General features: G+C 55.0%; 20 protein-coding genes. 17 read left to right on the top strand and 3 right to left on the bottom strand.

Annotated features, from left to right (window positions below):
* The first annotated feature begins 172 nt into the window (after positions 1–172).
* The 5 genes from MPQ_RS05725 to aroA all read left to right on the top strand — a co-directional run bounded on the left by MPQ_RS05725 (position 173) and on the right by aroA (position 6,021).
* Positions 173–2,179 carry a Cache 3/Cache 2 fusion domain-containing protein gene (locus tag MPQ_RS05725; RefSeq protein ID WP_238525360.1) on the top strand — a complete coding sequence of 669 codons (2,007 nt, stop codon included), beginning with the start codon at positions 173–175 and terminating at the stop codon, positions 2,177–2,179.
* Between the two features lie 57 nt (positions 2,180–2,236).
* The gene (aat, locus tag MPQ_RS05720; RefSeq protein WP_013441953.1) at positions 2,237–2,932 is read left to right on the top strand and encodes a leucyl/phenylalanyl-tRNA--protein transferase; all 696 of its coding nucleotides are present in this window, start codon (positions 2,237–2,239) and stop codon (positions 2,930–2,932) included.
* Entirely contained in the window at positions 2,919–3,662 is a 744-nt protein-coding gene (locus MPQ_RS05715; protein WP_013441952.1) for an arginyltransferase, read from the top strand. The genes aat and MPQ_RS05715 overlap by 14 nt, the downstream gene beginning before the upstream one ends.
* Before the next feature lie 183 nt (positions 3,663–3,845).
* A complete protein-coding gene (locus MPQ_RS05710) occupies positions 3,846–4,712 on the top strand; it encodes a prephenate dehydrogenase/arogenate dehydrogenase family protein (RefSeq protein WP_013441951.1) in 867 nt (288 codons plus the stop codon).
* Positions 4,713–4,722: 10 nt separating this feature from the next.
* Positions 4,723–6,021: a 3-phosphoshikimate 1-carboxyvinyltransferase gene (gene aroA / locus MPQ_RS05705; RefSeq protein WP_013441950.1), complete on the top strand. Its 1,299-nt coding sequence runs from the start codon at positions 4,723–4,725 to the stop codon at positions 6,019–6,021.
* Between the two features lie 23 nt (positions 6,022–6,044).
* Here the strand turns inward: aroA and MPQ_RS05700 are convergent, their stop codons facing one another.
* Complete coding sequence (locus MPQ_RS05700; RefSeq protein ID WP_013441949.1) at positions 6,045–6,251, bottom strand: DUF2061 domain-containing protein; 207 nt, start codon at positions 6,249–6,251, stop codon at positions 6,045–6,047.
* 102 nt (positions 6,252–6,353) lie between these two features.
* On the opposite strand from MPQ_RS05700, the gene cmk reads away from it, so the two are divergent.
* From cmk to MPQ_RS05665, 7 genes are all read left to right on the top strand, one after another.
* Positions 6,354–7,031, top strand: a complete 678-nt coding sequence (cmk, locus tag MPQ_RS05695) for a (d)CMP kinase (RefSeq protein WP_013441948.1) — start codon at positions 6,354–6,356, stop codon at positions 7,029–7,031.
* Between the two features lie 106 nt (positions 7,032–7,137).
* Positions 7,138–8,844 (top strand): 30S ribosomal protein S1, encoded by a 1,707-nt coding sequence (gene rpsA / locus MPQ_RS05690; RefSeq protein ID WP_041362646.1) that lies wholly within the window; start codon positions 7,138–7,140, stop codon positions 8,842–8,844.
* A gap of 12 nt (positions 8,845–8,856) precedes the next feature.
* The gene (locus MPQ_RS05685; protein WP_013441946.1) at positions 8,857–9,141 is read left to right on the top strand and encodes an integration host factor subunit beta; all 285 of its coding nucleotides are present in this window, start codon (positions 8,857–8,859) and stop codon (positions 9,139–9,141) included.
* Positions 9,142–9,281: 140 nt separating this feature from the next.
* Complete coding sequence (locus tag MPQ_RS05680) at positions 9,282–9,551, top strand: lipopolysaccharide assembly LapA domain-containing protein (RefSeq protein ID WP_013441945.1); 270 nt, start codon at positions 9,282–9,284, stop codon at positions 9,549–9,551.
* Positions 9,552–9,555: 4 nt separating this feature from the next.
* The gene (lapB, locus tag MPQ_RS05675; protein WP_013441944.1) at positions 9,556–10,719 is read left to right on the top strand and encodes a lipopolysaccharide assembly protein LapB; all 1,164 of its coding nucleotides are present in this window, start codon (positions 9,556–9,558) and stop codon (positions 10,717–10,719) included.
* Entirely contained in the window at positions 10,720–11,436 is a 717-nt protein-coding gene (gene pyrF / locus MPQ_RS05670; protein WP_013441943.1) for an orotidine-5'-phosphate decarboxylase, read from the top strand.
* A gap of 87 nt (positions 11,437–11,523) precedes the next feature.
* Positions 11,524–11,823, top strand: coding sequence for a helix-hairpin-helix domain-containing protein (locus tag MPQ_RS05665; RefSeq protein ID WP_041362095.1), 300 nt, complete (start codon positions 11,524–11,526; stop codon positions 11,821–11,823).
* Between the two features lie 106 nt (positions 11,824–11,929).
* On the opposite strand, the gene metG is transcribed toward MPQ_RS05665, so the two are convergent.
* Positions 11,930–13,978, bottom strand: coding sequence for a methionine--tRNA ligase (gene metG / locus MPQ_RS05660; RefSeq protein ID WP_041362644.1), 2,049 nt, complete (start codon positions 13,976–13,978; stop codon positions 11,930–11,932).
* A gap of 133 nt (positions 13,979–14,111) precedes the next feature.
* Here metG and apbC point away from each other — a divergent pair, with 133 nt between their 5' ends.
* Together apbC and MPQ_RS05650 are read left to right on the top strand one after the other, a co-directional pair.
* Positions 14,112–15,200: an iron-sulfur cluster carrier protein ApbC gene (gene apbC / locus MPQ_RS05655; RefSeq protein ID WP_013441939.1), complete on the top strand. Its 1,089-nt coding sequence runs from the start codon at positions 14,112–14,114 to the stop codon at positions 15,198–15,200.
* 16 nt (positions 15,201–15,216) lie between these two features.
* Entirely contained in the window at positions 15,217–15,954 is a 738-nt protein-coding gene (locus MPQ_RS05650; protein WP_041362093.1) for a class I SAM-dependent methyltransferase, read from the top strand.
* Between the two features lie 78 nt (positions 15,955–16,032).
* Here the strand turns inward: MPQ_RS05650 and pgl are convergent, their stop codons facing one another.
* Positions 16,033–16,746 (bottom strand): 6-phosphogluconolactonase, encoded by a 714-nt coding sequence (pgl, locus tag MPQ_RS05645; protein ID WP_013441937.1) that lies wholly within the window; start codon positions 16,744–16,746, stop codon positions 16,033–16,035.
* A 117-nt stretch (positions 16,747–16,863) separates the two neighbouring features.
* Here pgl and gnd point away from each other — a divergent pair, with 117 nt between their 5' ends.
* The 3 genes from gnd (at position 16,864) to dcd (ending at position 20,038) form a co-directional block, all read left to right on the top strand.
* On the top strand, positions 16,864–17,775 hold the full coding sequence (gene gnd, locus MPQ_RS05640) for a phosphogluconate dehydrogenase (NAD(+)-dependent, decarboxylating) (protein ID WP_013441936.1): 912 nt from the start codon (positions 16,864–16,866) through the stop codon (positions 17,773–17,775).
* A gap of 154 nt (positions 17,776–17,929) precedes the next feature.
* Positions 17,930–19,408 (top strand): glucose-6-phosphate dehydrogenase, encoded by a 1,479-nt coding sequence (gene zwf / locus MPQ_RS05635; protein ID WP_013441935.1) that lies wholly within the window; start codon positions 17,930–17,932, stop codon positions 19,406–19,408.
* A gap of 60 nt (positions 19,409–19,468) precedes the next feature.
* Positions 19,469–20,038, top strand: a complete 570-nt coding sequence (gene dcd / locus MPQ_RS05630) for a dCTP deaminase (protein WP_013441934.1) — start codon at positions 19,469–19,471, stop codon at positions 20,036–20,038.
* Positions 20,039–20,046 lie beyond the last annotated feature (8 nt).

Genomic DNA, 20,046 nt, shown 5'->3' with positions numbered 1-20,046 from the left:
CATAAAACATATCTGACAACGCTCATCGATTTATACCACTGGGTATAGGCTGCCCAGCCTTGTCTGCCAAGCGCTATATTATTTGCGATGGCTTGCCATGGCGGATGTCAGCAGTGATATGATTTGTACAACACTGTGCGTGAATCAATATCAAAATATAGAAATTCACTCCATGAAGAGAATCAGTACCGTACAGAGGTTTCTGCTGCCGATCGCCATACTAATCATTCTGGCGGCGATACTGCAGGCATATTTCGAATACCGGGGCAAACTGGCCACCGTGGAGCAGGATGCCCAATCCCAAACACGGGCCAGCATACAGCTGCTGCAAACCACCGAAAACCTGGTGCATTCCCAAGTGCTCGCCTCCATGCGACTGCTGCGCCAGAACGCGCTTAATCTCGGCCTGCCTGCCATTAACAGTAGTACGGTGCTGAATGGCAAACGCATCCCCAACCTGGTTTTTGGCAATCATCCGCAAACCGGCAATTTCAGTGTGGTGGACGAAGTCACCCGCATCAATGGCGGAACGGCCACGCTGTTTGTCAGGGCGGGAGATGACTTCATCCGCATCTCCACCAATGTGCATCAGCTGGATGGCAGCCGGGCCATCGGCACCCTGCTCGACCCCAAGGGCCGTGCCATTCAAGCCCTGCGCGAAGGGAAACCGTTTTATGGCGTGGTGGATATTCTTGGCAATCCCTATATCACCGGCTATGAACCCATGTTTGATGCGGAAGGAAAACTGATCGGCATCTGGTATGTCGGTTTTCAGGCAGATATGGATGCCCTGCGCACCACCATGGAAAACACCCGCTTTCTTGAAACCGGCTTTGCCGCCATGCTGGACAGCCACGAGCATATTCGTTTTCTCTCATCGCACATCAAAACCGCTGCGGCCGAGCGTCTGCTAGCAGAGCGGCCTGCCACCTGGCGACTGATCAGCCAGGATGTCCCCAGCTGGCGTTTCAAGGTGGTGTACGCCTACCCCAAGAAAGAAGCCGCTGTCCAGGGTCTGATCAAGGCACTGTATGTGCTACTGAGCGGTTTGGTGGGCTTGGGCGTGCTGGCCCTGATTGTGCAATCGCAACTCACGCGCCTGGTGATCAAGCCTATCGGCGGTGACCCTGCGCTGGCGGTAGCCCTGGTGCGCAAGATTGCCAGTGGCAATCTGCAGGATGACGGTCTGACAGGCCAACCAAATACGCTAATTGCCCACATGATCACCATGCGCAACAACTTGCGCCGGATGATGGATACCCTGCGTTCCAACAGCGAAAACCTGAGCCTGGCGGCCAGTGTGTTTGAGCATGCGGGGGATGGCATTTTCATTGCCGATGCCCGCCTGTGCATCGTGCAGGTCAACCCGTCTTTCAAAAAAATTACCGGCTTCAGTGCCGAAGAGGCCAAGGGCAAAAACCCGCAGGAGCTGTCATTTGCCATCCACGACCCCAAATCCCTGCTGGAAATGATTTACTGCGTGAAAAAAAATGGCCAGTGGCGTGGCGAATTGCAGAATATCAACAAACGCGGCGAGACCTACCTGATCTCGATTGATGTCTCCAGCGTCGCGAATCAGGATGGCCTGATCAGCCATTACGTGGGCACGTTTTCCGACATTACCTTGATGAAACGCCAGCAGGAAAGCCTGCAGCACATGGCCTACCACGATACGCTGACGCAACTTCCCAACCGCGCCCTGTTTGCGGACCGCCTGCGGCAAGCGCTGGCGCGTGTTTCACGTACGGAAGAAACCATCGCGGTGTGCTATATGGATCTGGATGGCTTCAAACCCATCAACGACACCCTGGGGCATGAGGCCGGCGACGACTTGCTGATCAAGCTGTCAGAACGCATCAAGGAAAGTTTGCGCTCCGGCGACACCATCGCCCGCATGGGGGGCGATGAATTTGCCCTGCTGCTGTGCAACCTGCGCTCAGGCGCGGAAGCGCGCGACACGCTGGATCGCATTCTGCAGAACATCAAGCAGCCTTTTCAGGTCAAAAATACCGAAGTGCATATCAGCGCGAGCGCAGGCATGTTTTTGAACCCCTCTCCCGATCACGATCTCGACTTTATCCTGAGCCGCGCAGACCATTGCATGTATCTGGCAAAAACCAACAAGGCGCTGGATTTTTATGTGTATGACTCCACCATGGAACCATTGAGGCCGGTCTGAATCCCCTATGCGTGAAGATTGCCCTGCCGATTTGGCACAGTTACCAGACCGATCAACATGAGTAACGCTTATTACCAGCTTCCCGGTGGCCGCGTGGCGGCGCTGGATATTGACTCGCCCTTCCCCGCCCCCGAACGCGCACTGGCGGAGCCCAACGGGCTGCTGGCGATTGGTGGTGACCTGTCTGCTGAACGGCTGCTGAATGCTTACCGGCAAGGGATTTTCCCCTGGTTTAGCGAAGGCGAACCCGTGCTGTGGTGGAGCCCGAATCCACGCATGGTGCTTTTTCCTGAGGAGCTCAAGGTATCGCGCTCCTTGGAAAAGCGCTTGCGCAAGCCTAACTACGAGGTGCGCTACAACACCTGCTTTCTGCAGGTGATGCGCCGTTGTGCAGAAATCCCGCGCGCGCACCAGGACGGCACATGGATTACCGAAGAAATTGTGGCCGGCTATCATGCCTTGCATCAGATGGGACATGCCATGAGCGCGGAAACCTGGATGGCGGGCGAACTGGTGGGTGGCTTGTATGGCGTGCGGCTAGGCGGGATGTTTTATGGCGAATCCATGTTTCATGCCCGAACCGATGCCTCGAAAATAGCCTTTGTGCATCTGGTACGGGATTTGCAGCGGCAAGGAGTAAGAATGATAGACTGCCAGATGAAAACCGCCCATCTGGCCTCGCTCGGCGCCCGCGAGATTCCCCGTGCGGAATTTTTGTCACGCTTGACTGGACTCATTGATGACGCTGCCTAATGACATTCCGCTACAAAGCATCCAGTTCTACACGACCACTTCATACCCTTGCGGGTATCTGGAGAACCGGTCGGCACAATCGCTGATTGCAGCACCGCACCATCTGATTAATGCCAATATTTATAGCGGTCTCATCCAGCTGGGCTTCCGGCGTAGCGGCAAGTTTGCCTATCGCCCCCAGTGTGGCGAATGCCAGGCCTGCATCCCGGTGCGGCTGCTGGTCGATCAGTTCAAGCCCAACCGTAGCCAGAAGCGCGCATTCAAGCAGCATTTATCGCTGCAAGTGACAATACAAGACCTGCATTTCAGCGAGGAACATTTCCAGCTTTATCAGGCGTATCAGATTGCCCGTCACAGCGGCCAGCAAGATGGCGAATCGGACACGGAAACTGAAACCAAAGACCAGTACCGTAATTTTCTGGTGCAAAGCAATGTCAACAGCAGGCTCATCGAGTTTAGGCAGGACGGCATCCTCAAGATGGTCAGCGTGGTGGATATCGTTCACGATGGCATCTCCGCGGTGTATACCTTTTATGATGCCAGCGAGAAAGGCTGCAGCTACGGTACCTTCAATGTCATCTGGCTAAGCGCGTGGTGCCATTCGCTCGAACTGCCGTATCTCTATCTTGGTTACTGGATCAAGCAAAGCCAGAAGATGGCCTACAAACAGAACTTTACCCCGCAGCAGGCCCTGATCAATGGCGATTGGCAGGACATGCACTTTGACTGATGCATTTAAATTGCACAGACTCTGAACTTTTTGCATAGCCCTCGCTCTTATTCAATGTCATCTCCATCGCAAGCGGCATCCCACATGAATTGAGCCTTATGTCGGGATGCCGTTTTTGCATTCAGGCCTCAGCGCTATGCCGCATGTTACAATGCGCGCTTTAATAAACTTCGGCATTTCCCCTTGAACAAGCTGGTCATTTTCGGTGTTGGCCTGATCGGTGGCTCGGTCGCACTGGCCCTTAAACAAGCACAAGCCGTCAGGCACATTGTGGGTATCGGTCGCGATGGCGATCACCTGCAAACTGCCCTGGAACTGGGCGTGATTGATGAGGCACAAACCAGCCTTGCCAGTGCGCTGGACCAAGCAGATATGGTGCTGATTGCAGCGCCTGTCGCCCAGACCTTCTCTATCCTGCAAAGCATTGCCCCGCACCTATCACCAGAGACGATCGTCACTGATGCTGGCAGCACCAAGTCTGACATCGTCGCTTATGCCGAAACCGCACTGGGCGATCACCACCATCAGTTTGTGCCCGGACACCCGATTGCCGGCGCTGAGAAAAGTGGTGTCACCGCCGCGCGCGCCGATCTCTTCAGCAAAAAGAATGTCGTTCTCACCCCATTCAGCAGCACTAAGGCATCTGATATCGGCAAAGTGCAAGCCATGTGGGAAGCCTGCGGCGCACACGTCATCAAGATGACGGCCGCCGAACATGACCGCATTTTTGCTGCGGTCAGCCATCTGCCACACCTGCTGGCGTTTGCCCTGGTGAATGAACTGGCCAATCGGCCCAATGCCGATCAGCTGTTTGATTTTGCTGCCAGCGGCTTCCGCGATTTCAGCCGCATTGCAGGCAGCCACCCGGAAATGTGGCGCGACATCAGCCTGGCCAATCAGGCCGCCCTGCTAGATGAAATCGATGCTTACCAGGCCCAGCTCAGCCATGTGCGCGAACTGTTGCAGCAACAGGATGGCGCAGGCTTGCAGCAGCTGTTTGAGCGCGCCAGCCATGCTCGCAATGCCTGGGCACGTCATAAAAAATATTGAGGCTATCGTAATGCAGACCCTGGACCTTGCTCCCATTCACCAAGCGCATGGCGACATCGTGTTGCCGGGCTCAAAAAGCATTTCCAACCGCTGCCTGTTGCTGGCCGCCCTCGCCGATGGCGTCACTGATATTCGCGACCTGCTGGACTCGGATGACACCGCTCGCATGCTGGAAGCGCTGCAAACCTTGGGCGTGGAGATGAAACAGCTAGCAGCGCATGACTGGCGCATCACGGGCTGCCGTGGGAAATGGCCGGTACGACAAGCCGATCTTTTCCTGGGCAATGCCGGTACGGCATTCCGCCCACTAACCGCCGCGCTCGCATTTTCGCAAGGCGAATACCGCCTGTCGGGCGTGCCTCGCATGCATGAACGGCCCATTGGCGATCTGGTCGATGCCCTCAGGCAAGCCGGGGCCGATATTCAATACGAAGGCAATGCCGGTTTTCCTCCCTTGCAAATTCGTCCTGCACGCATCACCGGACAGCACACCCTGCAAATACGCGGCAATATCTCCAGCCAGTTCCTGACTGCATTGCTGATGGCATTGCCACTGCTCAAGGAGCAAACACGGATTGAAGTGGTCGGGGAGTTGATCTCGAAACCTTATATCGAAATCACCCTGAATCTGATGGCGAAATTTGGCGTCAAGGTTGAACGCGAAGGCTGGCAAGCATTTACCGTCCCGGCCGCCAGTCAGTACAGCAGCCCTGGCGAATTGTATGTAGAGGGCGATGCTTCATCTGCATCTTACTTCCTGGCAGCGGGTGCGATTGCCGGTGGCCCGGTGAAGGTACATGGCATTGGCCTTGACAGTATTCAGGGCGATGTACGTTTTGTGGATGCCCTGCGCGAAATGGGCGCGGTGATTGAACACGGGGATAACTGGATCAGCGCTTCCGCCCCGACCTCGGGCAAGCTGAAAGCGCTGGATATGGATTGCAACCATATTCCCGATGCCGCCATGACGTTAGCCACCGCCGCACTGTTTGCCGATGGCACCACCCGCCTGCGCAATATTGCCAGCTGGCGCGTCAAGGAAACGGACCGCCTGCATGCCATGGCGACTGAACTGCGCAAGGTAGGTGCGATCGTAGAGGAAGGTCAGGACTATATCTGCATCACACCGCCCGCCAGCCTGACGCCAAACGCGACGATTGATACCTACGATGATCACCGCATGGCGATGTGCTTTTCGCTGGTTGCTCTGGGGCAAACCCCGGTGACGATTAATGACCCCGGGTGTGTTGCCAAGACATTCCCGGATTACTTTGAACGATTTGCCGCCATCACGGGCGCTGGCGCCTGAATATCCAGCCAGCGCCGTTTAAATTAATAGGCGTTATAAAGCTCGATTTCCGGCCCGTTGTTCTGCTCAATACGCTGCCAGACTTTTTCATGGAAAAAGAAAGCAATCGTATTGCAGGCCGGCTCCACAAGCGCAATCGCACTGCCAAGCGCCCAGCTGCCGGTCAAGGCGTACCCCACGGAAAAAGCTACCGTGAAGTGAATAATGGCAAAGGTAAATGTTTTGGTCATGATGCGATCCCCTTGAGGTGATAATAGTGTTACGGCATGATCGCGCACGGCATTGAATCAATCCAATTGATTATAAAAACCAGTTTGATAAGTTAATTAAATATGACTATTCCCGTAATTGCCATTGATGGCCCCTCAGCTTCCGGCAAAGGTACTGTTGCGCAGCGCGTGGCAGACAAACTCGGCTTTCATTACCTTGACTCTGGCGCGCTTTATCGCATCGTGGCCTACGCAGGCAAGCAATACAACATTGCCTGGAATCAGGGGGAAACACTGGCCGAGATGGCAGCAAAGCTTGAAATCCGGTTTGAAGACGGCCAGATTTACCTGAATGGCAACATCATTACTGAAGAAGTAAGGTCTGAAGAAATCAGTCGCGGTGCGTCTGAAGTCGCAGTGCATCCGGCCGTGCGCACCGCCCTGCTGGCCTTGCAGCATAGCTTCCGGCAAGCCCCTGGACTGGTGGCGGATGGACGCGACATGGCCACCGTGGTTTTCCCCGATGCCATTGCAAAAGTGTATTTGACAGCCAGTGCTGAGGTACGAGCGGAGAGGCGCTATAAGCAGTTGATGGAAAAAGAAATCCATGCTAATCTACAGGATATTTTGCAGGATTTGCGAAACCGCGATACTCGCGACCAGCAACGCGCTACGGCGCCCTTGCAAAAAACAGATGATGCCATGCTTTTAGTCACTGATCAGCTCTCCATAGACCAGGCGGTTGAAAAAGTTCTCCAGCATTATCGACAGGCGTCGCAACACCTGACGCCACAAGCGTAAAAGCAAGACCCTTTAATTATGCAGCACCCGTGCTATGAGCCTCGTGGTTCATGGCTTTTTTAACTTTACCCCGCTGCCCGGCGGGTTTAATCAGGTAATTTTATTAATGGCTAACCTTTCCACCCCTACCTTTACCGAAAGCTTTGCAGCTCTTTTCGAAGAAAGCCTGGCTCGCCAGGAAATGCGCTCCGGTGAAGTGATTACTGCAGAAGTAGTTTCCATCGACGACGACTTTGTTATCGTCAACGCCGGCCTCAAGTCGGAAAGCGTCATCGCAACCAGCGAATTCCGTAACGACCGCGGCGAACTCGAAGTGGCTGTTGGCGACTTCGTACAAGTTGCTATCGAAACCCTGGAAGACGGCTACGGTTCAACCAAGCTCTCCCGTGAAAAGGCGAAACGTCTTGCTGCATGGCTGGATCTGGAAAACGCCATGAACGAATCCCGCATCATCAAGGGCATGATCAATGGCCGCGTGAAGGGTGGTCTGACTGTTATGGTTAACAGCATCCGCGCCTTCCTGCCAGGTTCCCTGGTTGATCTGCGCCCTGTTAAAGACACCACACCTTTCGAAGGCAAAGAGTGGGACTTCAAGGTTATCAAGCTGGATCGCAAGCGCAACAACGTTGTGGTATCGCGCCGCGCTGTTCTCGAAGAGAGCATGGGTGCCGATCGCGAAGCTCTGCTGGGCTCACTGAAAGAAGGCGCAGTTGTTAAGGGTATCGTCAAGAACATTACCGATTACGGCGCATTCGTTGACCTGGGCGGTATTGACGGCCTGCTGCACATCACTGATCTGGCATGGCGTCGTGTTAAACACCCATCCGAAGTGCTGACTGTAGGCGAAGAAGTTGAAGCCAAGATCCTGAAGTTCGATCAAGAAAAGAACCGCGTATCGCTGGGCATCAAGCAACTGGGCGACGACCCATGGGTTGCTCTGACTCGCCGCTACCCAGTAGGCACCCGCCTGTTCGGCAAGGTAACCAACCTGACCGACTACGGCGCATTCGTTGAAATCGAGCCAGGCATTGAAGGTTTGGTACACGTTTCCGAAATGGACTGGACCAACAAGAACGTACATCCTGCCAAGATCGCCCAACTGGGTGACGAAGTAGAAGTCATGATTCTGGAAATCGACGAAGACCGTCGCCGCCTGTCCCTGGGCATGAAGCAATGCCAGGTTAATCCATGGGACGAATTTGCTGCCACCCACAAGAAGGGTGACAAGGTTAGCGGTCAGATCAAGTCCATCACTGACTTCGGCGTATTCATTGGTTTGCCTGGTGGCATCGACGGCCTGGTTCACCTGTCCGACCTGTCCTGGAATCAAACTGGCGAAGAAGCTATCCGCAACTTCAAGAAGGGTGACGAAGTCGCTGCTGTTGTTCTGGCTATCGACGTTGAAAAAGAGCGTATCTCTCTCGGCGTTAAGCAACTGGACAATGATCCATTCAGCGCGTACACCACCACCAATGACAAGGGTGCCATCGTTACTGGTACCGTGAAGTCTGTGGATGCCAAGGGTGCTGTTATTACCCTGGACGGTGAAGTTGAAGGTTACCTGCGCGCATCTGAAATCGCTCGCGAGAAGATCGAAGACGCTACCACTGCCCTGAAAGAAGGCCAGGAAGTAGAAGCACGCATCCTGAACATTGACCGCAAGAACCGCTCCATCAACCTGTCGATCAAGGCTAAGGACATCGCTGAAGAAGCGGATGCCATGCAGAAGTACAGCAATGATGCTGGCGCTGCAGGCACCACCAACCTGGGCGCATTGCTTAAAGCGAAACTTGACGGCAAAAACAACGAGTAAGGCAGTCACGCCATGACCAAATCTGAGCTGATTGCCAATCTGGCTGCGCGTTTTCCGCAACTGGTGGTCAAGGATGCCGAGCTTTCTGTGAAGGCCATCATTGACTCCATGGCGGATAACCTGGCCAGCGGAGAGCGCATCGAGATAAGAGGGTTCGGTAGTTTCAGTCTGAACTATCGCCCTCCCCGTCTCGGACGCAATCCCAAGACTGGCTCTAAAGTGCAGGTACCTGAAAAATACGTACCCCACTTCAAGGCCGGTAAGGAATTGCGTGAACGCGTAGACCTCGTTGAGTAAAACTTGACGTTACTAGCAGTACAAAAAGCAGCATCTTCGGATGCTGCTTTTTTTTGCCTTTCCATCCTCTGCGCGGGGCGTTTTCGGTCAAGCTGTATTTAAATTCGCCACATCAGACCGGCTTAGGTAAAATCCTTACCATGCGCTATATATATATCCCCTTAGGCACCCTGCTCTTCATCATGTTGCTGGGGTTTGCCCTCAAAAACTCCCAGCCCGCCGAGTTGCATTATTATCTCGGCCTGATTTGGCAGGCTCCACTCTCGCTCATGCTGCTGATCACCTTCTCCATAGGCGTGCTTGCCGGCATCCTTGCCTGCGTCGGCGTGATGATCAAACAAAAGCGCCAGGTCATGAGCCTGCGTAAAGAACTTAAAACACTTAACAAAAGCACCCAGCAGGAACCTTGAATTAATGATGGAATTTGAATATTGGTGGCTATTGGCCCTGCCCCTGTTTTTTGCGTTGGGCTGGGTTGCCGCCCGAGTTGATATCAACCAGCTGCTTTCTGAATCCACCACACTCCCGGCCGCCTATTTCAAAGGCCTGAACTTCCTGATCACCGACCAGCACGACAAAGCGATAGAAGCTTTTGTTGAGGCGGTGGAAGCCAACGCGGACTCTCTGGAGCTGCATTTTGCGCTGGGCAGTCTGTTCCGCCGACGTGGCGAGGTAGATCGCGCCATCCACTTGCACCTCAATCTGCTGGACCGCAAAGAGCTGCCCGAACAGCAAAAGCTGGCCGTCATGGCAGAGCTGGCCCAAGATTACCTCAAAGCCGGCCTACTGGACCGTGCGGAAGAACTCTTCAAATCGCTCGATGGCAGCCGCTACAAGCAGCCCGCCTTGCGCTCGCTGCTGGAAATTTATGTACGCGAACGCGAGTGGGAACGCGCTATCAAATGCGCGACCGAACTGGAACGCATCTCCGGCATTCCTTTCCGCAAGGAAATCGCCCAGTACTACTGTGAAATGGCGGTTAAATCCATACTCAACAACGACGCCCACACCGCGCGCTACGAGCTGGATATGGCACTGGATGCCAACAAGGCGTGCGTGCGCGCCACCATCATGCTAGGCGACATGGAAGCCGCCGCGGGAGATCACAAAGCCGCCATTGCCATCTGGAAACGCATTGAATATCAGGATGCAGAGCGCATCAGCCTGGTGGCAGCCAAACTCCTGAAGAGCTACCGCGCCCTGGGCCAGAGTGAAGAAGGCCTGAATCTGCTCGCGAGCTACCTGGAAAGCTACAAGCTGCCCACCCTGCAAACCGTGGTGTATGAAGCCACCATGGCAGAAAAAGGCCCGGAGCCTGCCGCAAAACTGGCACGTACCGAATTGGCCAGAAAGCCCAGCCTGCAGACATTGGATCAGCTGTTACAGGCCAGAATCGCGCTGGAACCTCAGGATCAGCAAGAGACCTTGTTGATGCAGCAGACCATACGTCGCGCCATTGGCAATCGCAATGTGTATTGCTGCGACCAGTGCGGCTTCAAGGCCAAAAACTACCACTGGCAATGCCCGGCATGCAATGCCTGGGAATCGCTCCCCTCAGAACCGACCGAAGCGTTATAAATGACCACGCCCGATACCAAGATCAACCCCAGGATCGTAGTTGCCCTTGATTACGCCGATGCCCCAAGTGCGCTCGCGCTGGCAAATCAGCTGGATCCCAGCCAATGCCGCCTCAAGGTAGGCAAAGAGCTTTTTACCGCCGCAGGCCCGCAGCTGGTGGAAACGCTGGTTGATAAAGGCTATGGCGTATTTCTTGACCTGAAATTCCACGATATCCCCAACACCGTGGCCAAGGCTTGCGAAGCCGCCGCCAGACTCGGCGTATGGATGCTGAATGTGCATGCCTCGGGTGGCCAGCCCATGATGGAAGCTGCCAAAGAAGGCGTCGCCAAAAGCGGGCACCAGCCTTTGCTGATCGCCGTTACTATCCTCACCAGCATGGATCAGCAAGTCATGCAGAGCCTGGGCATTCCAGGCACCTTGCAGGATCAGGTATTACGGCTTGCCCGCCTCACGCAAGCAGCAGGCCTGGATGGCGTGGTGTGCTCCGCGCAGGAAGCGCCGGTTTTACGCAGCACCCTGGGCGAAAATTTCTGCCTGGTTACCCCTGGAATACGCCCACGCAACGCCAGTCTGGATGATCAATCCCGTGTGGTCACCCCTGCCGATGCATTGCGCCAGGGCTCAAGCTATCTGGTGATTGGTCGCCCCATCACGCGCGCGGCCGATCCGCTGCAAGCCCTCCGTGACATAAATCACGAGATCAGTTTGATTTAAAAAGGTTTTTTTACCGCCAGAGTAATATCCCATGAGGTCACCACGGCGTGACCGGATTTCGTCAATATCATCATGGGAGTTAAGGTAATGAAAAAGAGTTTGCTTATCGCACTGGCCACCCTTTGCTTTGCGTTGAGTGCGCATGCTGCGGTGAACATCAATACAGCCTCCAAAGAAGAACTGGAAACCGTGAAAGGCATTGGCCCGGCCAAAGCCCAGGCCATCATTGATTACCGCAAGAAAAACGGTAACTTCAAGACAGTGGAAGACCTGAACAATGTGCCAGGTTTTGGCGATAAATCGCTGGCAAAACTCAAAGGACAAGTCTCTGTCGTGGGTAAATCTGCTGCCGGCCCCATTACCACCAAAGAAAAAACCAGTCCTTAATCATCCCATCCATAAAAAAAGCCCCGAACTTGCGGGGCTTTTTTATTGCGCTACACATTGGCCTTCGGTCTTCTTGGGAGCCGATAAGCCAATGTCACAGCCTGGCTTACTTGACGCGCATGCCTGGCGCGGCGCCACTATCCGGACTCAGGATGTAAGGCCCGCCACGCTCATCAGACGCTGCCAGCACCATGCCTTCTGACATGCCAAACTTCATCTTGCGTGGCGCAAGATTAGCCACCATCACCGTCAAGCGGCCTTGCAAGGTGGCTGGGTCATAAGCCGATTTGATCCCGGCAAACACCTGGCGTGGTTTTTCTTCGCCAATATCCAGTTCAAGACGCAGCAGCTTCTCGGCGCCTTCCACATGCTCCGCCGTCACAATACGGGCGATACGCAGATCCACCTTGGCAAAGTCATCAATGCTGATGTAGTTGACTTCAGCAGGCGCGCTGGCTGCAACGGGGGCCGCGGCAGCAGGTGCTGCAGCAGGCGTTGCCTGCAGGGATTCTTTATTGGCTTCTATCATGGCTTCTATCTGTTTAGGGTCAATACGGGTAATCAAATGCTGGTAAGCGGCAATCGCATGGCCTGCTGGCAAGGCATTGTCCACTTGTGTCCAGTCCAGCACGGCAATATTCAGGAAGGCTTCAATCTGGCCTGCCAGCTTAGGCAATACCGGCTTGAGATACAGCGTAAGCAGGCGGAACATTTCCAGCGCAGCGGTGCACACCTGATGCAGCTCCGCTTCACGGCCAGCCTGTTTTGCCATATCCCACGGCGCGTGCTCGGCAACATAACCATTGGCTTTGTCAGCCAGCGCCATGATTTCGCGCAAGGCACGGCCGTAGTCGCGCATGTTGTAGCATTCGGCAATACTGCTTGCCGCCTGACGCAACTCCGTGATGACAGCGTTATCCACCAGCGCAGCCAGCTTGCCGTCAAAGCGCTTGCTGATAAAGCCTGCAGTGCGGCTGGCGATATTGATGTATTTGCCGACCAGATCGCTGTTCACGCGCGCAGTGAAATCATCCAGATTGAGGTCGATATCTTCCATCGAGCCATTCAACTTGGCGGCATAGTAATAGCGCAGGTATTCCGGGTTTTTCACATGCTGCAGATAGCTGCCAGCGGTGATGAAGGTGCCGCGCGACTTGGACATTTTCTCGCCATTCACCGTCAAAAAGCCGTGCGCGAAAATCTGCGTCGGCTGGCGATGACCAGAATACTTCAGGGTCGCAGGCCAGAACAGCGCATGGAAATACAGGATGTCCTTGCCGATGAAATGATAAAGCTCGGTCTTGCTGTCGGCTTTCCAGTATTCGTCAAAATCGAGGCCTAAGCGGCTGCACAGATTCTTGAAGCTGGCCATGTAGCCGATAGGCGCATCCAGCCATACGTAGAAATACTTGCCGGGGGCATCGGGAATCTCAAAACCGAAATACGGCGCATCGCGCGAAATATCCCAATCCGACAAGCCAGACGCAAACCACTCGCCCATTTTGTTGGCGGCTTCAGCCTGCAAGGTGCCCGAGCGGGTCCACTGCTGCAAAAACTCGCCGCATTCGGAAAGCTTGAAGAAATAGTGCTCGGTTTCCTTGCGCACCGGCGCCGCGCCAGACACGGCCGAGTATGGATTGATCAATTCGGTCGGGCTGTACGTCGTGCCGCACACTTCGCAGGAATCACCGTATTGATCCTTGGCGTGGCATTTGGGACATTCGCCCTTGATAAAGCGATCCGGCAAGAACATCTGTTTGACCGGGTCAAAGAACTGCTCAATGGTCTTGGTGGCAATCTTGCCGTTTTTCTTGAGCTCCAGATAGATATTGCTGGCCAGCTCGCGATTTTCCGGGGCATTGGTCGAGTAGTAGTTATCAAATTCCACCAGAAATCCGGAAAAATCCGCATAGTGTTCGGTGTGCACTTTGGCAATCAGCTGCTCAGGCGTGATGCCCTCTTTCTCAGCGCGCAGCATGATGGGGGTGCCATGCGTGTCATCGGCACAGACATAATGCACGGTATGGCCCTGCATTTTCTGGAAACGCACCCAGATATCGGTCTGGATATACTCAACCAGATGTCCGAGGTGAATGCTGCCGTTGGCATACGGCAAGGCGGAAGTAACCAGGATTTTGCGGGATGATGCGGACATAATGTTTTTGGAATCGGCCTGAATGCTTGAATAGACCTGCATTTTAACAAATCAGCCCGGCTTTCACATGCGTTAACTTGGCGCATGCGTTAAAATTTGTTTTTTCAGATGCCCACCCGCAGGAAGCTTCGCCATGGCCTTGACCGAATCCGATATCCAGAATGTCCTGAAAACCATCACCGACCCCAATACCGGCAAGGATTACATCAGCAGCAAATCGGCTCGCAATATCCAGCTCAAGGGCAATGACCTTTCACTGGACATCGTGCTGGGCTATCCGGCCAAGAGCGTGATCAGCGAGATCCAAACCCAGGTAAAAAGCGCGCTGGAGCATATTCCCGGCATTGGCAGTGTCACTGTCAATGTGGGCAGCCGCATCGTGTCGCATAGCGTACAGCGCGGCGTGCAGCTGCTGCCTGGCGTCAAGAACATCATCGCCGTGGCCTCGGGCAAGGGCGGCGTAGGCAAATCCACCACCGCCGTCAATCTGGCACTCGCCCTAGCCGCCGAAGGCGCCAGTGTGGGGATACTGGATGCCGATATCTACGGCCCATCGCAACCGCAAATGCTGGGCATCAGCGGTCGCCCGGACAGTGCCGATGGCAAGAGCATAGAACCCATGCAGAGCCATGGCATACAAGCCATGTCGATAGGTTTTCTGGTGGATGTCGATACCCCCATGGTCTGGCGCGGCCCCATGGTTACGGGCGCACTGGAGCAACTGCTGCGCGATACCCGCTGGAAAGACCTCGATTACTTGGTCATCGACCTGCCGCCAGGCACTGGCGATATTCAGCTCACGCTCTCGCAAAAAGTCCCGGTCACTGGCGCCATCATCGTCACCACCCCGCAAGACATCGCCCTGCTGGATGCACGCAAGGGCCTGAAAATGTTTGAAAAAGTCGGCATCCCCATCCTCGGCATTGTAGAAAACATGAGCACGCACATTTGCTCAAACTGCGGTCACGAGGAGCATATTTTCGGCGCTGGCGGTGGTGCGGCCATGGGCAAGGATTACAACGTCGACCTGCTCGGCAGTCTGCCGCTGGATATCCGTATCCGCGAACAGGCTGACGGCGGCACGCCCACCGTGGTGGCAGATCCCGACAGCAAAATCGCAGCCACTTATCGCAGCATTGCCCGCACCACGGCCATCAAGATCGCCCAGCTGGGGCTGGATCACAGCAGCAAATTCCCCAGCATCGTCATCCAGAATACCTAGCGCATCGGATCGCCTCATGGACAACACTCTCCCCTGCCCGGTTTGCAATAACCAGGCCGCTTTCTTCGATACAGCCGATTTCAATAAATCCTGCGAGGAACGCCGGGGGATAGCACTGCAACCCACGGGCGTGATGATTCAATACTTTCGATGCCTGGGCTGCGGCTTCTGCTTTGCGCCCGAGTTTGAGCAGTGGACGCTGGAAGATTTCTCCACGCACATCTACAACGAGGATTATGTCGCGGTAGACCCGGACTATCTCAGCATACGGCCGCATGACAATGCCGATCTGCTGTCACGCAACTTCGGCAAAAATAAAGCGCGCATCCGGCATCTGGATTACGGCGGCGGCAATGGCATGATGAGCGAGCTATTGCAGGCCGAAGGCTGGAACTCGAAAAGCTACGACCCCTTCAATGACCCGGACATGCAAATCAGCTCGCTGGGCAAATTCAATTGCATTACGGCGTTTGAGGTTTTCGAGCATGTGCCCGATGTCTCCGTGCTGATGCAAAACCTGAATACCTTACTGGAAGACAAGGGCGGCATTCTGTTCAGCACCCTGCTTTCGGATGGTCAGCTGGACGACGGCACACTGGGCTGGTGGTATGCCGCGCCGCGCAACGGCCATATCAGCCTGTTTTCAGCGCAAAGCCTGAAATGGCTGGGCCAGCGCTACGGCCTGCAATTGCGTAGCCTCACCAACGGTACGCATCTGTTTTATCGGGATGAATTGCCTGACTGGTTAAGCTAAGAAGCCAGCGATTGAAAAAATAAAGCCGGAATGGGCACATGCCATTCCGGCTTTATTTTTTACTGGCTGCCCTGACGACTAATCCAGCGCAACCCCAAACACATACACATCCACGCCATTCGCTGGCTTGATCACGGTGGCAGGAATCGCCACCCCATTGCGCCAGTTATTCACGGCCTCCTGCTTGCCAGCGCCCGTCACCAGAAAAATCACCGCCCGTGTATGACTCAACCGACGCGCACTGATGGAAACGCGCTCTGCCGGTGGCTTGGGGGAATTGTAGACGGGGAACGCATCCACGCTGTCGTCCCACACATGGCCGGGGAACAGGCTCGCCGTGTGGCCATCTTCGCCCAGGCCCAGCAGCACCAGGTCAAACTCGCCCAGGCCTTGCAGGGTTTTAGCATATGCAGCGGCACCTTCCACAGGCCCCCGCTCAGCGGGAATATCGTGTATCTGATCGGCAGGAATCGCCACATGGTCCAGCCATGCCTGGCGCGCCATCAGGCTGTTGCGCTCGGGGTGATCCGCAGGCAGACAGCGGTCATCGTTATGGTAGACATGCCATTTGCTCCAGTCAGCCTTGGCATGACGCAGCAACTCATACACCTGCTTGGGCGTATTGCCGCCCGCCAGCACAATGGTAAACGCACCGCGTGCAGCTATCGCTTCCTCTGCCAGCGCTAAAATCCGCTGCAGTGTGGCTTCATTAATCGCCTGTTGTGATGTAAATGTGTGCCAACGACTGATTTGTCCATTTAACACTAAACTTTGGGTGGAGTTTTTCGTCATACCTGAAACCTTTGCTATACAATAATGGCCACATACAAGAGCCCATAAAGCGCTCGTATGTAAGTAACATATCTCAACAAGAGATGATGACACATCATCCCGATCAAGGAAAATCAAATGAAAATTGCAATGCTAGGTTTGGGCAAAATGGGCGGCAACATGACACGTCGCCTTCTGAGAAGCGGTATTCAAGTAGTGGGCTTTGACTTCAGCCAGGACACCGTCAATCAGATTGCCTCAGTCAATGGCATGATCCCTTCTACTTCGGTAGAAGATGCTGTTGCAAAACTGGACGGTGAATCTCCTAAAATCGTATGGCTCATGCTGCCAAGCGGCGACCCTACTGAAAATCAGATCAAGGACCTCGTCCCCCTGCTGAACAAAGGCGACATCATCGTCGACGGCGGCAATTCGAATTACAAGCACAGTCAGCGCCGCGGTGCCTGGCTGGCTGAACAAGGCATTGGCTTCATGGACTGTGGTACTTCCGGCGGCATCTGGGGCCTGGAAAACGGCTACTGCATGATGACCGGCGCTACTCCTGAAGTTGCCAAGGTGCTGGAGCCTGTAATGAAGGCCCTGGCCCACGAAGACCACGGCTGGGCACACGTAGGCCCAGTTGGCTCTGGTCACTTCACCAAGATGATCCACAACGGCATTGAATACGGCATGATGCAAGCCATGGCTGAAGGCCTGGACCTGCTGAAAGGCAAAGAAGAGTTCAATCTGGACCTGGCACAAATCACCGAACTGTGGCGTCATGGCTCCGTGGTCCGCAGCTGGCTCTTGGATCTGACCGCTGAATCCCTCAAGGTTGACCAGACTCTGGAAAACATTGCTCCTTACGTAGCTGACTCCGGTGAAGGCCGCTGGACCGTGGTAGAAGCGGTTGAGCAAGGCGTAGCCGCCCCGGTACTGACCGTGGCACTGCAAGCACGCTTCAGAAGCCAGGACTCCAAGGGCTATAGCTACAAACTGCTGTCCCTGATGCGTAATGCATTTGGCGGCCACGCTGTTAAAACCAAGTAATCGGGTTTAACCAGCAGAACAAAAGGGCATCCGCCACAAGCGGTGCCCTTTTCGTTTTTTTGCAGCATCCCGTTCGCAGTCAGGACAAATCCGCCTCAATCACGGTAAAATCACGCTAATTCATTAATTTGCTATCAACGGAAGCTTTGAACACATGAAACAAATCGATCCTTGTACCCTGGTTCTGTTTGGTGCCAGCGGCAATCTGTCCCGTGTCAAACTCATGCCCGGCCTTTTCCGCCTCGACGCCCTCGGCCGCCTGCCTGAAAAAATGGCAATTCTGTCCGTTGGCCGCAGCGAAGTCAGCCTCGAAGCCTGGCGTGCCGACATCAAGGGCATGCTGGATGCCAAATTCAAAAAGGGCTATGACCAGAAGGTCTTCGAACGTTTCATCGCCCGTAACTTCTACCACGCCAACCCACCGACCGACCCGAATGCCTTCGCCAAGATGAAAGACAAGCTGTCGGACGAAGCCACCTTCCCGCAGAACCTCGCGTTCTTCCTGTCGGTGCGCCCTTCTGACTTTGCGCAAGTGGTAGACCAGCTGGCCGAAGTCGGCCTCACCAATGAAGACAAATACTGGCGCCGTGTGGTGATCGAGAAGCCATTTGGCACCAACCTGCCATCCGCCAAAGAGCTGCAAGCCTCCATCAGCAAGCACCTCAAGGAAAGCCAGATCTACCGTATCGACCACTACCTCGGCAAATCCGCCCTGCAAAACATCCTGCTGCAGCGCTTTGCCAACACGGTGCTCGAGCCGATCTGGAACAGCGAATACATCGACCACGTGCAGATCACCAACACCGAAATGCTGGGCGTGGGCGACCGCACCCAGTTTTACGATGCCACCGGCGCCCTGCGCGACATGATTCAGAGCCACGTGCTGCAAACCCTGGCGCTGACCACCATGGAACAGCCAAAAGACCTGAGCCCCGACGCCGTTCGCGCCGAGAAGATCAAGGTTCTCGAAGCCATCCGCCCGATCCCGGTCAATGACATTGAGCACCACGCCTTCCGCGCCCAATACGCCGCTGGCGAAATCAATGGCGAAAAAGTCCCCGGCTATCTGGAAGAGCTGGGCGACAACAGCAGCGTGGTAGAAACCTACGCCGCCCTCAAGCTGTTTATCGACAACCCACGCTGGAAAGGTGTGCCGTTCTACATCCGCACCGCCAAGCGCCTGCACGAAGCCGACACCCGCATCTGCATCCGCTTCAAAAAAGCCCCACTGCAAATCGGCAATGGCCAGCATCAAAACTGGCTCATCATCGGTATTCAGCCACGCGAATGCATCAAGCTCGAAATCGAATCCAAGATTCCAGGCCTGGACATCAACACCCGCACCATTGAGCTCGACGCCGCCAACCGTCAGGACGGCGACGAAACCGTCGACGCCTACGAGGCGCTGCTGCTCAACCTGATGGAAGGCGACAACTCGCAATACCTGCACATCAGCGAAGTAGAAGCCCAATGGCGCCTGGTAGACCCCGTGATCGAAGCCTGGGCCAAGGACCGCAAGCCCGTGCACCAATACCCGGCTGGCAGCCGCGACCCAGAAGCCTCCAAAGTCATCTTCGAGCACGAAGACCAATTCTGGCGCTACTCCATCCAGCTGGGCGGCGACGCACACTAATCCCTATAACGGCACAAAGCGGAGCCCCGGCTCCGCTTTTTACATATTCAAGAGAACCCTATGAGCATCAAATCCGATAAATGGATACGTCGCATGGCCGAACAGCACGGCATGATCGAGCCCTTCGAGCCCCAGCTGGTCCGTGAACTCAACGGTGAAAAAATCGTCTCCTTCGGCACCTCCAGCTACGGCTACGATATCCGCTGCGCCGACGAATTCCGCGTATTCACCAACATCAACAGCACCATCGTCGACCCCAAGAATTTTGACCCGCAATCCTTCGTCGAAGTCTCCGGCAAAGGCTACTGCGTTATCCCCCCTAACTCCTTCGCCCTCGCCCGCACCGTAGAGTATTTCCGCATCCCCCGCAGCGTACTCACCGTCTGCCTGGGCAAATCCACCTACGCCCGCTGCGGCATCATCGTCAACGTCACCCCTTTTGAGCCTGAGTGGGAAGGCTACGTGACCCTGGAATTCAGCAACACCACCCCGCTCCCCGCCAAGATTTACGCCGGCGAAGGCTGCGCCCAAGTGCTGTTCTTTGAATCCGATGAAATCTGCGAGACCTCGTACAAGGATCGCGGTGGGAAGTATCAAGGGCAGGTTGGGGTTACGTTGCCGAAGATTTGATTGCTGTA

Source organism: Methylovorus sp. MP688 (genome assembly GCF_000183115.1).
Taxonomy (GTDB): Bacteria; Pseudomonadota; Gammaproteobacteria; order Burkholderiales; family Methylophilaceae; genus Methylovorus; species Methylovorus glucosotrophus.
Note: the sequence above shows the minus strand (reverse complement) of the source record. Positions and strands in the feature narration are given on the sequence as shown.

What these genes read in the sequence shown, in the direction of transcription:
- rpsA (WP_041362646.1), top strand. Translation starts at nt 7,138, where the DNA reads ATGGCTAACCTTTCCACCCCTACCTTTACCGAAAGCTTTGCAGCTCTT.
- MPQ_RS05665 (WP_041362095.1), top strand. Translation starts at nt 11,524, where the DNA reads ATGAAAAAGAGTTTGCTTATCGCACTGGCCACCCTTTGCTTTGCGTTG.
- lapB (WP_013441944.1), top strand. Translation starts at nt 9,556, where the DNA reads ATGATGGAATTTGAATATTGGTGGCTATTGGCCCTGCCCCTGTTTTTT.
- gnd (WP_013441936.1), top strand. Translation starts at nt 16,864, where the DNA reads ATGAAAATTGCAATGCTAGGTTTGGGCAAAATGGGCGGCAACATGACA.
- MPQ_RS05650 (WP_041362093.1), top strand. Translation starts at nt 15,217, where the DNA reads ATGGACAACACTCTCCCCTGCCCGGTTTGCAATAACCAGGCCGCTTTC.
- MPQ_RS05715 (WP_013441952.1), top strand. Translation starts at nt 2,919, where the DNA reads ATGACGCTGCCTAATGACATTCCGCTACAAAGCATCCAGTTCTACACG.
- MPQ_RS05725 (WP_238525360.1), top strand. Translation starts at nt 173, where the DNA reads ATGAAGAGAATCAGTACCGTACAGAGGTTTCTGCTGCCGATCGCCATA.
- aroA (WP_013441950.1), top strand. Translation starts at nt 4,723, where the DNA reads ATGCAGACCCTGGACCTTGCTCCCATTCACCAAGCGCATGGCGACATC.
- MPQ_RS05700 (WP_013441949.1), bottom strand. Translation starts at nt 6,251, where the DNA reads ATGACCAAAACATTTACCTTTGCCATTATTCACTTCACGGTAGCTTTT.
- pyrF (WP_013441943.1), top strand. Translation starts at nt 10,720, where the DNA reads ATGACCACGCCCGATACCAAGATCAACCCCAGGATCGTAGTTGCCCTT.
- cmk (WP_013441948.1), top strand. Translation starts at nt 6,354, where the DNA reads ATGACTATTCCCGTAATTGCCATTGATGGCCCCTCAGCTTCCGGCAAA.
- apbC (WP_013441939.1), top strand. Translation starts at nt 14,112, where the DNA reads ATGGCCTTGACCGAATCCGATATCCAGAATGTCCTGAAAACCATCACC.
- metG (WP_041362644.1), bottom strand. Translation starts at nt 13,978, where the DNA reads ATGTCCGCATCATCCCGCAAAATCCTGGTTACTTCCGCCTTGCCGTAT.
- aat (WP_013441953.1), top strand. Translation starts at nt 2,237, where the DNA reads ATGAGTAACGCTTATTACCAGCTTCCCGGTGGCCGCGTGGCGGCGCTG.
- zwf (WP_013441935.1), top strand. Translation starts at nt 17,930, where the DNA reads ATGAAACAAATCGATCCTTGTACCCTGGTTCTGTTTGGTGCCAGCGGC.
- dcd (WP_013441934.1), top strand. Translation starts at nt 19,469, where the DNA reads ATGAGCATCAAATCCGATAAATGGATACGTCGCATGGCCGAACAGCAC.
- MPQ_RS05685 (WP_013441946.1), top strand. Translation starts at nt 8,857, where the DNA reads ATGACCAAATCTGAGCTGATTGCCAATCTGGCTGCGCGTTTTCCGCAA.
- pgl (WP_013441937.1), bottom strand. Translation starts at nt 16,746, where the DNA reads ATGACGAAAAACTCCACCCAAAGTTTAGTGTTAAATGGACAAATCAGT.
- MPQ_RS05680 (WP_013441945.1), top strand. Translation starts at nt 9,282, where the DNA reads ATGCGCTATATATATATCCCCTTAGGCACCCTGCTCTTCATCATGTTG.